Source organism: Billgrantia sulfidoxydans (assembly GCF_017868775.1).
Taxonomy (GTDB): Bacteria; Pseudomonadota; Gammaproteobacteria; order Pseudomonadales; family Halomonadaceae; genus Halomonas; species Halomonas sulfidoxydans.
Genome location: NZ_CP053381.1, coordinates 3343339 through 3355587 on the forward strand (window position 1 = coordinate 3343339; position 12249 = coordinate 3355587).

The 12249-nt window shown below is 69.8% G+C and carries 13 protein-coding genes; 4 read left to right on the top strand and 9 right to left on the bottom strand.

Translation table 11 applies throughout. The features are described 5' to 3' along the window. Positions 1-11: 11 nt before the first annotated feature. From HNO51_RS15460 to HNO51_RS15500, 9 genes are all read right to left on the bottom strand, one after another. Positions 12-1097: a peptidoglycan DD-metalloendopeptidase family protein gene (locus HNO51_RS15460; RefSeq protein WP_209537802.1), complete on the bottom strand. Its 1086-nt coding sequence runs from the start codon at positions 1095-1097 to the stop codon at positions 12-14. After that, positions 1090-2076 carry a DUF368 domain-containing protein gene (locus HNO51_RS15465; RefSeq protein WP_209537803.1) on the bottom strand — a complete coding sequence of 329 codons (987 nt, stop codon included), beginning with the start codon at positions 2074-2076 and terminating at the stop codon, positions 1090-1092. Before HNO51_RS15465 ends, HNO51_RS15460 begins: the two co-directional genes overlap by 8 nt. Further along, a complete protein-coding gene (locus HNO51_RS15470) occupies positions 2073-2753 on the bottom strand; it encodes a protein-L-isoaspartate(D-aspartate) O-methyltransferase (RefSeq protein ID WP_197448139.1) in 681 nt (226 codons plus the stop codon). Before HNO51_RS15470 ends, HNO51_RS15465 begins: the two co-directional genes overlap by 4 nt. Beyond that, complete coding sequence (gene surE / locus HNO51_RS15475; RefSeq protein ID WP_197448140.1) at positions 2740-3486, bottom strand: 5'/3'-nucleotidase SurE; 747 nt, start codon at positions 3484-3486, stop codon at positions 2740-2742. The genes HNO51_RS15470 and surE overlap by 14 nt, the downstream gene beginning before the upstream one ends. Positions 3487-3490: 4 nt before the next feature. Next, on the bottom strand, positions 3491-4555 hold the full coding sequence (gene truD, locus HNO51_RS15480; RefSeq protein ID WP_209537804.1) for a tRNA pseudouridine(13) synthase TruD: 1065 nt from the start codon (positions 4553-4555) through the stop codon (positions 3491-3493). After that, entirely contained in the window at positions 4552-5040 is a 489-nt protein-coding gene (gene ispF, locus HNO51_RS15485; protein ID WP_209537805.1) for a 2-C-methyl-D-erythritol 2,4-cyclodiphosphate synthase, read from the bottom strand. Before ispF ends, truD begins: the two co-directional genes overlap by 4 nt. Next, positions 5041-5778, bottom strand: a complete 738-nt coding sequence (gene ispD, locus HNO51_RS15490; protein WP_209537806.1) for a 2-C-methyl-D-erythritol 4-phosphate cytidylyltransferase — start codon at positions 5776-5778, stop codon at positions 5041-5043. Further along, positions 5771-6106: a cell division protein FtsB gene (gene ftsB / locus HNO51_RS15495; protein WP_197448144.1), complete on the bottom strand. Its 336-nt coding sequence runs from the start codon at positions 6104-6106 to the stop codon at positions 5771-5773. The genes ispD and ftsB overlap by 8 nt, the downstream gene beginning before the upstream one ends. A gap of 74 nt (positions 6107-6180) precedes the next feature. Beyond that, a complete protein-coding gene (locus HNO51_RS15500) occupies positions 6181-7314 on the bottom strand; it encodes a GNAT family N-acetyltransferase (protein WP_209537807.1) in 1134 nt (377 codons plus the stop codon). Between the two features lie 199 nt (positions 7315-7513). Here HNO51_RS15500 and edd point away from each other — a divergent pair, with 199 nt between their 5' ends. The 4 genes from edd to HNO51_RS15520 are packed head-to-tail and all read left to right on the top strand — an operon-like array spanning position 7514 to position 12242. Next, positions 7514-9400, top strand: coding sequence for a phosphogluconate dehydratase (gene edd / locus HNO51_RS15505; protein WP_209537808.1), 1887 nt, complete (start codon positions 7514-7516; stop codon positions 9398-9400). Further along, positions 9397-10365 (top strand): glucokinase, encoded by a 969-nt coding sequence (gene glk / locus HNO51_RS15510; protein WP_209537809.1) that lies wholly within the window; start codon positions 9397-9399, stop codon positions 10363-10365. The genes edd and glk overlap by 4 nt, the downstream gene beginning before the upstream one ends. A gap of 27 nt (positions 10366-10392) precedes the next feature. After that, entirely contained in the window at positions 10393-11367 is a 975-nt protein-coding gene (locus tag HNO51_RS15515; RefSeq protein WP_209537810.1) for an aldose epimerase family protein, read from the top strand. 41 nt (positions 11368-11408) lie between these two features. Further along, positions 11409-12242, top strand: a complete 834-nt coding sequence (locus tag HNO51_RS15520) for an aldo/keto reductase (RefSeq protein ID WP_209539250.1) — start codon at positions 11409-11411, stop codon at positions 12240-12242. The last annotated feature ends 7 nt before the right edge of the window (positions 12243-12249 follow it).

Consider the following 12249-nt stretch of genomic DNA (forward strand, 5'->3'; position numbering starts at 1 on the left):
CGCGATACTGGCTAGCGTTCCGGCAGAAACTTCAGGGGGTCCTGAGGCTGGCCATCCTTGCGCACCTCGAAGTGCAGCCTGGCGCTCTCGGCATCGCTGTCGCCCATGGTGGCGATCACCTGACCGGCTTCGACCACGTCGTTCTCCGTTACCCGGAGGCTGTCGTTGTGGGCGTAGGCGCTCAGGAACTGGTCGTTGTGCTTGAGCAGGATGAGGTTGCCGTAGCCCCGCACCCCGCTGCCGGCATAGACCACGATACCGGGTCCGGCTGCTCTGACAGGTTGCCCCTTTTGCCCGGCGATATCAATGCCGGCGGTGATGCTTCCACCTTCGCCGAAGCGACCAACCAGCTCGCCGTCGGTGGGCCACTGCCAGGGTACGTCGTCCACCGGTGTATAGCTACGACCGTTGCTTTCGGGTTGACGTTCCGGCTCACCGGCGACCTGCGTGCCGGCATCCTCCTGGGGTTGGGCTTGCGGCTCCTGCTGCGGCTCGGATTCGGGCTGCACGGCAACGGCCGCTTCGGGCTCCACCGCGGGCTCCGGCTGGGACTGGGACTCCGGCTGGGACTGGGTCTCGGGCTGGGGCTCCGGCTGGGACGGCGCCCCGGCGACACTCTGCGCGCCGGCGATCGCGGTATCGCTCGGCCCACCTCCCTCCTGTGCAAGGGGCTCCGCCGTCAGCCGCCGGTTGCGTTCGATGGCCTCCTCGTCTGGCAGCAGCCAGTCGTCGTCGCCCGATTGCACCGCGGCGGTGCCGCCCAGCGCCGTGGCCGTCGCGACCTGCCCCTCCTCCGGCTCATCCGAGCGCGTCCCGCCGGATGGCGCCGCCTCACCGTCGCTCAGGCGCAGCTGCTGGCCGGGCTCGATACGATAAGGCGGGCCGATCTGGTTGAGCCTGGCCAGGTCGCGATAATCCATGTCGTGGCGCCAGGCGATACCATACAGGGTATCGCCGGCCTCGACCGTGTAGTGGCTGGCCGGGGCGCGCTCGCGGCCCACCGAAAGATCGCGAACCTGGGGAGTGGAATACTCCTGTTGGGCAACACAGCCGGCCATGGCCATGGCAACGGCCGAAACGAGAAATACCTTACGCATTGGAGCCCTCCTTGTTGTCGGACGATTTGCGAGAGCCGTTGCCTGCCGAGCCAGGTGTCCTGCCCCCCGAATGGCGGCCCAGCGCCAGTACCAGCGCCCCCCCGACCAGCATGGCGACCATCACGGGTACCAGCAGACCAGGCTCTCCGGTCAGGTCGGCATAGTCGCCCGGCGTCAGGTAGCGGTAATCGAGCGGGATCACCTGGTCCTGGGGGCCGAGCTGGTAGCGTACCAGCTCGCGCCACGGCCACAGCACCGGCAGCGAGCCGACGATGAAGCCGATCAATAGCTGCAGGGTCGCGGTGTGATGATGACGCAGCAGCCAGGAGAGCAGCCGCGAAAAGCCGAACAGGCCGATCAGGCAGCCCACGGCAAAGGTCGCCAATAGCGGCAGGTCGAAGCTACGGATGCCCTGCATCACGGTGCCGTAGAGGCCCATGGTCAACAGCAGGAAGCTGCCGGACACGCCCGGCAGCAACAGGGCGCTGATGGCAATCGCGCCGCCGACGACCAGCACCAGCGAGGGGCTGCCCAGCTGGGTGACCAGCGGCATCAGCGACGGCAGCCCATGGGCCAGCAGCAGGCCGACGATCAGCGGGATCAGGTGCCAGAACTTCCAGTCGGCCGGATGCCGGCTGACGACGATGGCCGAGGCCGCCACCAGGCCGAAGAAGAAGCCGTTGAGCAGCAGCGGGTAATCCTCCATGAGCCACACGACCAGGTGCGCCACGCTGACCAGGCTGGCGCCGATGCCGAGCAGCAGCGGCAGCACGAAGACCAGGTTGAGATGGGCGGAGAGCCCCCCTAGCCCCCCGCGACGCCAGGCCGTGAAGGCGCTGGGCCCGAACTGCTTGATGGTGTGGATGAGTTCCTCGTAGATGCCCGTGACGAAGGCGATGGTGCCACCGGAAACGCCGGGGACGGCATCGGCCGCCCCCATGCCGGCACCCTTGAGGAAGACACTGAGTTGTCGCTTCAACGAATCACTCCTTGCAACAACGGCACGAAGCGCACGCGTTCCAGCCGCTGGACGTCATGTTGGGAACCCGCGCGGCGCACCCGGGTCAGCCATTGCTCGCCGTCGGGGTCGGCCAGGGGCAGGATCATCACGCCCTCTTCGCCGAGCTGCGAGATCAGCACCTCGGGCAACTCGTGGGCGCAGGCCGTGAGCAGCACGACGTCGAACGGCGCCGCCTCCCGCCAGCCGTGGCCGCCATCCGCCAGCCGCAGGCGCGCGTTGTGCGCCTGCAGCAGGCGCAACCGCTTCGCCGCCCGGTGATGCAAGGCATTGATTCGTTCGACCGACCAGAGTTCCGGCACCAGGCGCGACAGGATCAGCGTCTGGTAGCCGGAGCCGGTGCCGATCTCCAGCACGCGCCCCGGGGCTTCCTGCATCACCAGTTCGGTCATGCGCGCCACCATCCACGGCTGGGACAGCGTCTGGCCATGACCGATGGGCAGCGAGGTATCCTCATAGGCGCGGTGGGCCAGCGCCTCGTCGAGAAAGAAATGGCGTGGCTCGGCGGCCATCACACGCAGCACCCGTTCATCGGTGATGCCCTGCCTGGCCAGGCGCGCCACCATGCGATCGCGGGTTCGCTGCGAGGTCATGCCGACACCGCGCAACAGTTCGGGTAATCGTTCAGGTGAATGCATCCAACCAGCCCTGCACATCCGCAATGGCCGCACGCTGCGTCAGGTCGGTCTGCAGCGGCGTGATCGAAACAAAGCCCGCCTCGATGGCGGCGAAGTCGGTATCGGGTCCATCATCGGCATTCTCCCCCACCGCCGCAATCCAGTAGCGCAGCCGGCCCCGCGGATCGCGCACTTCCATCGGCCGTGCCGCCGGGCCGCGATAGCCCATGCGGGTCACGCGAAAGCCCTGGATCTCCTCCCAGGGAAGGTCGGGCACGTTGACGTTGAGCAGGCTGCGCGGCGGTAGCGAGAGCTGGTCGGCCGCCCCCACCAGGCTCGCCGCCACGCGGCCGGCGGTATCGAAGTGGCGCGAGCCCACCAGCGACATGGCGATCGCCGGCATGCCCAGGTTGCGGCCCTCCATGGCCGCCGCCACGGTGCCGGAGTAGAGCACGTCGTCGCCCAGGTTGCCGCCGTGGTTGATCCCCGAGATCACCAGGTCGGGGCGCTCGTCCCACACGCCGTTGACGCCCAGGTAGACGCAGTCGGCCGGCGTGCCGTCGACACAGTGGAAGCCGTTGTCCAGTGCCGTCAGCGCCAGGGGGCGATTGAGGGTCAGCGAGTTGCTGGCACCGCTGCGGTCGCGGTCGGGCGCCACCACGCGCAGCCGGGCATGGGGCTCCAGGGCCTCGTACAGGGCACGCAGGCCCGGTGCATGCACGCCGTCATCGTTGGAAAGCAGGAGTCTGCGCATTCGGTTAGCCCTCTACCGGAAGCGTCAAGGTGGGATGGTCGATGAGTTCGCGCAGTACCGCCGTGGCGAAGCTGCCGCGCGGCAGGTGGAAATCGAGCTGCGCCACGCTTTCGGCCCTTTCGAGCCGCGGCTGCCCCAGGCGCATGCGCAGGGCGCGCCGCGCCATGCGTACCCCGGCCTGCTCCAGCCCTCGGCAGAGCGCAGCGTGGCGCTCGGCCAGCCCCCCCTCGTAACGTGCTGCCACGTCCGTCGCGAGCGAGGCGCCCGTCCCCCACAGCACGCCGGAGGGGTGGAGGTCGAGGCGGTCGGCCCGCTCGCTCAGCTCGGCATCGACGACGGCCACGCTGAACTGGCTTGCGCTGCCGTCGAGGATCGCCACGTCCCCAGCCACCAGCCGTCGCCAGCTGCCATCGATCAGGCGCATGGCCGTCAGTTCGTTGAACAGGTAGCTGCGAGCCGCCGAGAGCAGCATGCCCTCACGATCGTCGCGCTTGCGCCAGCCGCGCGCCAGCAGCGCCCTGGCCCGCGCCAGGTTGCGCCCCGCCGGGCCGAAGCGCTGGGGACCGAACAGGTTGGGCACGCCATGGCGGCACAGCCAGGCCCAGCGCGCCTCGAGGTCGTCGCCGATCGCCTCCCCCGTGAGGCGCAGTTGGAAACGGTTGGCCCGGTGCACGCCGCGCTTGAGCTTGCGCGGATGGCGGACCTGCTCGTGGACGTTCACGCCGCAGTCGGCCAACCGTGCGGCCAGGTCGTCCGGCGCCGACTGGCCCGGCAGGTGGACCGAGAGCCACTGCCGGGTCACGGCAACGCGATCCTTCATGCCCGAGTAGCCCACGGCACGCACCGGCACGCCGCAGGCCCGCGCCAGGTGGCGCACCGCCTCGAGGGTGGTGAGCCCGCGCTTCTCGATCCAGAGCCAGAGGTGCTCGCCCTGCCCTTCGGGCGCGAAGCCGAGGATCTCCTCCACCACGAAGTCTTCGGGCGTGGCGCGGAACTCCCCCCTGCGCGGGGGGCCGAACTCGGCTTCGGTGGCGCGCGGCCAGTCGCCCGGGCGGGTGGGTTCGCTCACGCGACGGCCTCCTCGCGGACGAGCAGAACCACGGCCTCGGCGGCAATGCCCTCGCCGCGGCCGGTGAAGCCCAGTCGCTCGCTGGTGGTGGCCTTGACGTTGACCGCATTCAGGGCGAGCTCGAGGTCCTCGGCGATGTGGCTGCACATGGCGGCGACGTGGGGCGCCAGCTTCGGCGCCTGGGCGATCACCGTGGCATCGACGTTACCGACCCGGTAGCCGGCCTCGCGCACCAGCGCCAGCACGTGGCGCAGCAGGGCGCGGCTGTCGGCACCGGCCCAGGCGGCGTCGGTATCGGGAAAGTGGCGGCCGATGTCGCCCAGCGCACAGGCGCCGAGCAGTGCATCGCTGATGGCGTGCAGCAGGACGTCACCGTCGGAGTGCGCAACGAAGCCGTGGTCGAAGGGAATGGCGACGCCACCGATCATGAGGTGGTCGCCGGCACCGAAGCGGTGGACATCGAAGCCGTGGCCGATGCGCAGCATTCAGGGGGTCTCCTCGTGCAGGTGCCCGGGGCTCGACGGGGGCTCATCCCGCTGGGCGGCCAGGATGTGGCCCGCCAGTGCCAAATCTTCCGGGTGGGTGATCTTGATGTTGTCGCGCCGGCCGGGCACCAGCAGCGGCGCAAGGCCCAGCGCCTCCACCGCCGACGCCTCGTCGGTGATGTCGCCTCCGCGCACTCGCGCCTCGCCCAGTGCGCGTCGCAGCAGGCCGTAGCGAAAGCCCTGCGGTGTCTGGGCCTGCCACAGCCCGTCGCGCGGCTCCGTGCTCGCCACGTGCCGCCGGCCGTCATCGCGCTTCATGGTATCGGCCACGGGCGTCGCCAGCAGCCCACCCACCGGGTTCCGCTTCAAGGCCGCGTAAAACCGCACCAGGTCGTCGACCCGCACACAGGGGCGCGCCACGTCGTGGACCAGCACCCAGTCGTCGGCATCCGCATCGTCGGCGATGGCCTCCAGCGCCCGCCGCACCGAATCGGCGCGTTCGCTGCCCCCCTCGCTGCGCCGCCATTGGCCGAAGGGCACCCAGGCCGGATCGAAGTGGGCGTCGTCGGCATCGAGGCACAGGCACAGCCGGGCCGCGGGAAAGGCCTGGTGCAGCCGCGCCAGGGTATGCGCCAGCACCGGCTGCCCTTCCAGCGCCAGGTACTGCTTGGGCAGCGCGCCCCCCATGCGCCGCCCGCGCCCCGCTGCCGGCACCACCAGCCACAGACGCTCACTCATTCATGCCCCCTCGTCCACCAGCCGTACCGGCCTGCTCCCGGCCAGCCTCGGACACCACGCCGGGCACCCAGTAGAACTGCTCGTCGGTGCGCACCATGCCGATGTCGCTGCGCGCGCGCTCCTCGATGGCATCGAGCCCCGTCTTGAGATCCACCACCTCGGCGGCCAGCCGCGCGTTGCGGTCGCGCAGCGGCTTGTTGGCCGCATCGAGCACGGCCACACGCTCGCGTATCTCATGCAGCTCGCGAATGCCGCCGTCGCCGAGCCACAGGCGATACTGCAGCAGCGCCAGCAGCAGGAGCAGGGCGATGGCAAGCCACTTGAGCATCGGCTGATGTCCTCATGATTCTGAATGGCCGGCATTATGCCATCATCGCCTGCCCGGCTCACGCCCTGAACGCCTCACCTGCGGAAGGGCAAAGCTCGCCCGGCGGCCCGGCAGTAGGCGTCGACGTGACGGCGCTCCTCGTCGCAGAAGCCGGCCAGGGCGTCGCGCAGTCTCGGGTCGGCGATGTGGTGCAGCGAGCGCAGCCGCCTCGGGGCGAAGCCGCGGGTGAGCTTGTGCTCGCCCTGGGTCCCGGGGTCGAAGCAGGTGAGGCCATGGGCCAGGCAGTGCTCGATGCCCTGGTAGTAGCACGCCTCGAAGTGCAGGCAGTCGGCCAGCACCTCGCTGCCCCAGTAGCGCCCGTAGAGCGTGCGACGTCCCTGCAGGCAGAGCGCGGCGGCCACCGGCTGGTCATCCAGGCGCGCCTGGATCAGCACCAGGCTTTCGGGCATGGTGCGACGCAGGCGGCGGAAGAAGTCGAGATTGAGGTAGCCATGGCGGCCGCGCTCGAGGTAGGTGATCTCGTAGCAGCGAAAGAAGTGCTCCAGGTCGCGTACGCCGATCGCCTCTCCGGCCAGACGATGCAGGCGCAGACCCTGTTCGGCCACCCGGCGGCGCTCGCGACGAATCGTCTTGCGCCGCTTTGCCGTGAGGGCCTCGAGGAAACCCTCGAAATCACCGTAGCCGCGGTCCTGCCACTGAAACTGCACGCCGTGACGGACCAGCAGACCGGGACGCGCGGCGAGCCAGCCCTCGACCTCGGCGTCCGTGGCGAACAGCAGGTGCCAGCCCGACAGCGCATCTCCCTCCCAGGCCTCGGCCAGCACCCGTCGCGCCGCCAGCGGATCGACGCCCTCCGCCAGGGCCAGCCGCTGGCCCGGCACCGGAGAGAACGGGATCGCCGTGAGCCCCTTGGGGTAGTAGCGCCCGCCGGCGCTTTCCCAGGCATCGGCCCAGGCCCAGTCGAACACGTATTCGCCGTAGGAGTGGAACTTGTGGTAGTGGGGCATGACGCCGACCAGGGTCTCGCCGCGCCACAGGGTCAGGTGGCTCGGCAGCCAGCCGGTCGACCGGCCCACCGCCCCGCTCGCCTCCAGCGCGTGGAGGAACTCATGGCGCAGGAAAGGATGATCCTCGTCGATCAGCGCATTCCATGGCGCCGCCGCCACCGCCTCGATGGCGGGCAGCCGCTTGAGAATCAGCTCGGACATGGCATTCCCGTGAGGCAGGTAACCGAAGCGCCGGCTGACAACTGGCCGACGGCCGCCTACATTGTGCCCAGACCCACCAACGCTTTTCCATCGCCGTAATAAAACTACATACTTTCGACGAGGCGCCTTCAAATTTGCCATGCGATGGGAGACAATTGTGTAAATTTACATTCATCGCCCAACGACGCGAGGTGCTCTCATGGCTCGCCCCACCGCACTAAACCCCACCGTCGAGCAGGTGACCGACCGCATCCGGCAGCGCTCACACCAGCGCCGCAAGCTCTACGAGGCGCACATGGCCGCACAGCACCAGCAGGGCGTGCACCGCGGCGAGCTCTCCTGCGGCAACCTGGCCCACGGCTTCGCCGGCTGCGACCATGCCGGTGACAAGGACCGCCTCAAGCTGACCAACAGCGCCAACTTGGCCATCGTCTCGTCCTATAACGACATGCTCTCGGCCCACCGGCCATTCGAGAGCTATCCGGAGATCATCAAGCAGGCCGCCCGCGGCATGGGCAGCACCGCCCAGTTCGCCGGCGGCGTGCCGGCAATGTGCGACGGCGTCACCCAGGGCATGCCCGGCATGGAGCTGTCGCTGTTCTCCCGCGACGTGATCGCCATGGCCACCGCCGTGGCACTGTCGCACAACATGTTCGACGCCGCCCTCTACCTGGGCATCTGCGACAAGATCGTGCCGGGGCTGTTCATCGGCGCGGCGCGTTTCGGCCACCTGCCGGCGGTGTTCGTGCCCGGCGGCCCGATGCCCAGCGGACTGCCCAACGACGAGAAGGCGCGCATTCGCCAGCTCTACGCCGAGGGCAAGGTGGGTCGCGAGGAGCTGCTCGAGGCCGAGTCGCGCTCCTACCACAGCCCCGGCACCTGCACCTTCTACGGCACCGCCAACTCCAACCAGTTGATGATGGAGATGATGGGCCTGCACCTGCCCGGGGCCTCCTTCGTCAACCCTGGCACCCCGCTGCGCGAGGCCCTGACCCGCTACGCCGCCGAACAGGCGGTGCGCAACACCGAACAGAGCGGCAGCTACCGGCCCTTCTACCGGCAGATCGACGAGCGCGCCATCGTCAACGCCATGGTCGGCCTGCTCGCCTCCGGCGGCTCCACCAACCACACCCTGCACCTGGTGGCGATGGCCGCCGCCGCCGGCATCACCATCGACTGGAACGACTTCAACGATCTCTCGGCGGTAGTACCGAGCCTGACCCGGATCTACCCCAACGGCAGCGCCGACGTGAACCACTTCCAGGCCGCGGGGGGCATGAGCCTGCTGATCCGCGAGCTGCTCGGCGCCGGTCTGCTGCACGCCGACATCCCCACCGTGTTCGGTACCGACCTCTCCGCCTACACCCAGGAACCGTTCCTCGAGGACGGCAAGCTCACCTGGCGCGAGGGGCCGACCGAGAGCCTCGACGCCGACGTGCTGCGCCCGGTCGCCAATCCCTTCGCCCCCACCGGCGGATTGGTGGTGCTCAACGGCAACCTCGGCCGTGGCGTGATCAAGATCTCGGCGGTCAAGCAGGCACACCGCGTGGTGGAGGCACCGGTACGCATCTTCGACGACCAGAACCAGGTCAAGGCCGCCTTCGAGTCGGGCGAGCTCGATCGGGACGTGGTGGTGGTGGTGCGCTTCCAGGGCCCCAAGGCCAACGGCATGCCCGAACTGCACAAGCTCACCCCCTTCCTCGGCGTGCTGCAGGACCGCGGCCACAAGGTGGCACTGGTTACCGACGGGCGCATGTCGGGCGCCTCGGGCAAGGTCCCGGCCGCCATCCATGTCACCCCCGAGGCGGTGGATCGCGGCCCGCTGGCGCGCCTGCGCGATGGCGACGTGGTGCGCCTCGATGCCGAGCGCGGCGAGCTGACCGTACTGGTCGATGCCGCCGAGTTCGCCGGTCGCAGCAGCATCGAGCCCAACCTGGAGCGCTACCATTTCGGCATGGGCCGCGAGCTGTTCGGCGGTTTCCGCCACCTGGCCGCCAGCGCCGAACTGGGCGCCGGCGTGTTCGGCGGCTTCGAGGACGAGGTCCTCTCCCGCGAGCTCGAGAAGATCTCCCAGGAGGATCAATGACCCGACCGGCCCTGATCGGCGATATCGGCGGCACCAATGCCCGCTTCGCCCTGGTCACTCCCGGCGAGTTCACGCCCCACGACATCCTCGCGCTGCCCTGCGCCGACTACCCCGGCCTGGTCGAAGCCGTGCGCGACTACCTGGCCCGGGTCGGGCTGGTTGCCGAGGCGGCGCCGCGGGAAGCCTGCCTGGCCTTCGCCTGTCCCATCGGCGACGATCGGGTGCGCATGACCAACAATCACTGGTCGTTCTCGCGCCGCGAGGCGCAGACGGCGCTCGGCCTCGAGCGGCTCAAGGTGATCAACGACTTCACCGCCCAGGCCCTGGGTGTTCCCCACCTCGCCGCCGACGAGCTGGTCGAGATCCACCCGGGCGTGGCGCGCGACCACGCCACCTGCCTGGTCATCGGCCCGGGCACCGGGCTCGGCGTGGGCGGCATCTTCCCGGGCCGTCGCGCCTGGATCCCGCTGCCCACCGAGGGTGGCCACGTCACCTTCGCTCCTACCGACGAGCGTGAGCAGAACCTGCTGCGCCACTTCCGCAACCGCTACGGCCGGGTCTCGGTGGAGCGCATCCTGTGCGGCCAGGGGCTGCTCGATCTCTACCTGGCACACTGCTCGTTGAAGGGTGCCAACCCCAGCTGCCAGACCCCGGCCGAGGTCACCGCCGCCGCCGCGGGCGGCGACGGCATCGCCCGTGATACGCTGCTGCGGTTTCTCAAGATCCTCGGCGATGTCTGCGGCGACGCCGCGCTGACCATGGGGGCACGCGGCGGGGTCTACCTGTGCGGCGGCATCCTGCCACGGCTGCTGGAGTGGCTGCCCCGGAGCCGCTTCGTCGAGGCCTTCACCGACAAGGGCCGCATGAGCGACTACACCCGCGCCATCCCGGTTCGTGTGGTCACCGCTCCCTGGCCGGGTCTGCTGGGCGCCGCCGAGGCCCTGCGCAACGAAGAAGTGGAATGACGAAGTGAAGCAAGGAGAGGAGTACGCATGATTCCGCCAAGCCTGCGAGCCCTGCTCGACGACACCGACGGCCAGCGTGAGTGCGAGTGGGCCGATCGCCGCGTGTGGCTGGCCCGTGAAGCCTGGGGCGAACTGGCCGTCTGCTTGCAGGGCGCCCAGGTGCTTCATTTTCTACCGGCGTCCGACGCCACGCCAGCTGAAGGCTCGCTACCTTACGCGTCCACCCCCGTGCGAGCTGGCGCGCCCGTGGCCATGGGCGAGGGGGAAGAAGCATTGGTGCCCGGCGGCTGGCTGTGGGTCACGCCTACGCCCCAGGCGCTGCCCGGCGCCATTCGCGGCGGTATTCCGCTGTGCTGGCCCTGGTTCGCCGACGAACGCGGCGCCGACGAGAGCCCCGATCGCTCCGGCCCCATGCACGGCCCGGCGCGCAAGGCACAGTGGCGCCTGGAAGCGGCCGACGAGCACGAGGGCGGCGTCGAGCTGCATCTCTCCCCCACCGAGCGCCTGCACAGCCAACTGGTGCCGCGCGCGGTGATCCAGGCCAATGCCCGGCGCCTGCACGTGGAGCTGATCACCGAGCACGTCGGCGAGACCCCGGTCAAGCTCAGCGGCGCCCTGCACAGCTACCTGGCCGTGGCCGACAGCTTCGCCTGCCGCGTCGAAGGGCTGGCCGGCGCCCGCTATCTGGACAAGCTGGCCGGCTTCGCCGAACGCGAGCAGCAGGGCGAACTCGCCGTGCGCGGCGGCCTCGATCGTATCTACCACAGCAACGCCGAGGCGGTGCTCGACGACGGCGACCGCCGCCTGCGCATCGCCCGCCAGGGCAGCGACTCGGTGGTGGTGTGGCACCCGGGCGAGACGCCGCCCGACGACACGCCGGTCGTGGCCGCACGCCACTTCCTCTGCGTGGAATCGGCCAATACCCGCCTCGACCCGGTGTGGCTGGTACCCGGCGCCCAACACCTGCTGGGCACGACCCTGACGTGCGAGGCAGGCTCGTGAAGCACGCGGCCGGATCGCTGGAGACGCCTTTCCTGCTGGGAATGATGCGCCTGCACGAGGTGGCCGACCTGCATGCGCCGGCGCGCCTGGCAGCCTGGATCGAAGCCCGCCTCGACGAAGGGCTCGACTGGTTCGACCACGCCGACATCTACGGCGATACCCAGGGCGAGGCCCTGTTCGGCGCAGCCCTGCGCACACGCCCCGGGCTCGCCGCACGAGTGCGGGTCGTGACCAAGGCCAGCATCGTCACACCCGGGCGCGACGCCTCATCGTTTCGCGTCAAGCACTACGACAGTTCGCCGGCCTACCTCGCCCGCAGCATCGAGGCTTCGCTGGCCCGCCTGGGCGTGGAGCGCCTCGACCACTTCCTGCTCCATCGACCCAGCCCGCTGATGGATGCCGAGGCCACGGGCCGCGCGCTGGACGACGCCATCGACGCGGGCAAGATCGCCGCCGCCGGGGTCTCCAACTTCCTGCCCACCCAGTGGCGACGCCTGCAGGCCGTCATGCATCATCGCCTCTCGGTCCATCAACTGCAGCTCTCGCTCGATCATGCCCTGCCGCTGTTCGACGGCAGCTATGATGCATTGATCGACGATGGCCTGGTACCGCTCGCCTGGTCGCCGCTGGGCGGCGGCCGGGTCTGCGAAGGGCCGGCCGGCCCGCTGCTTGCACGGCTCGCCGAGGAGCGCGGCGTCTCTCCTGCCGGCCTTGCCCTGGCCTGGCTGCGCGCCCTGCCCGGCCAGCCGCGCCCGGTGATCGGTAGCCTGCGCGCCGAGCGCATCGCCAGGCTGCAGGCGGACGCCGGGCTCGAGCTCGATCGCCCGGCCTGGTACGCCCTGCTCGAGGCGGCACGCGGACACGAGGTGGCCTGAGCGCACG

Excerpts from the sequence above, each read along its gene's own strand:
- HNO51_RS15515 (WP_209537810.1), top strand. The coding sequence starts at position 10,393 with ATGATTCCGCCAAGCCTGCGAGCCCTGCTCGACGACACCGACGGCCAG.
- glk (WP_209537809.1), top strand. The coding sequence starts at position 9,397 with ATGACCCGACCGGCCCTGATCGGCGATATCGGCGGCACCAATGCCCGC.
- ispD (WP_209537806.1), bottom strand. The coding sequence starts at position 5,778 with ATGAGTGAGCGTCTGTGGCTGGTGGTGCCGGCAGCGGGGCGCGGGCGG.
- HNO51_RS15520 (WP_209539250.1), top strand. The coding sequence starts at position 11,409 with ATGATGCGCCTGCACGAGGTGGCCGACCTGCATGCGCCGGCGCGCCTG.
- HNO51_RS15460 (WP_209537802.1), bottom strand. The coding sequence starts at position 1,097 with ATGCGTAAGGTATTTCTCGTTTCGGCCGTTGCCATGGCCATGGCCGGC.
- ftsB (WP_197448144.1), bottom strand. The coding sequence starts at position 6,106 with ATGCTCAAGTGGCTTGCCATCGCCCTGCTCCTGCTGCTGGCGCTGCTG.
- surE (WP_197448140.1), bottom strand. The coding sequence starts at position 3,486 with ATGCGCAGACTCCTGCTTTCCAACGATGACGGCGTGCATGCACCGGGC.
- HNO51_RS15500 (WP_209537807.1), bottom strand. The coding sequence starts at position 7,314 with ATGTCCGAGCTGATTCTCAAGCGGCTGCCCGCCATCGAGGCGGTGGCG.
- edd (WP_209537808.1), top strand. The coding sequence starts at position 7,514 with ATGGCTCGCCCCACCGCACTAAACCCCACCGTCGAGCAGGTGACCGAC.
- HNO51_RS15470 (WP_197448139.1), bottom strand. The coding sequence starts at position 2,753 with ATGCATTCACCTGAACGATTACCCGAACTGTTGCGCGGTGTCGGCATG.
- ispF (WP_209537805.1), bottom strand. The coding sequence starts at position 5,040 with ATGCTGCGCATCGGCCACGGCTTCGATGTCCACCGCTTCGGTGCCGGC.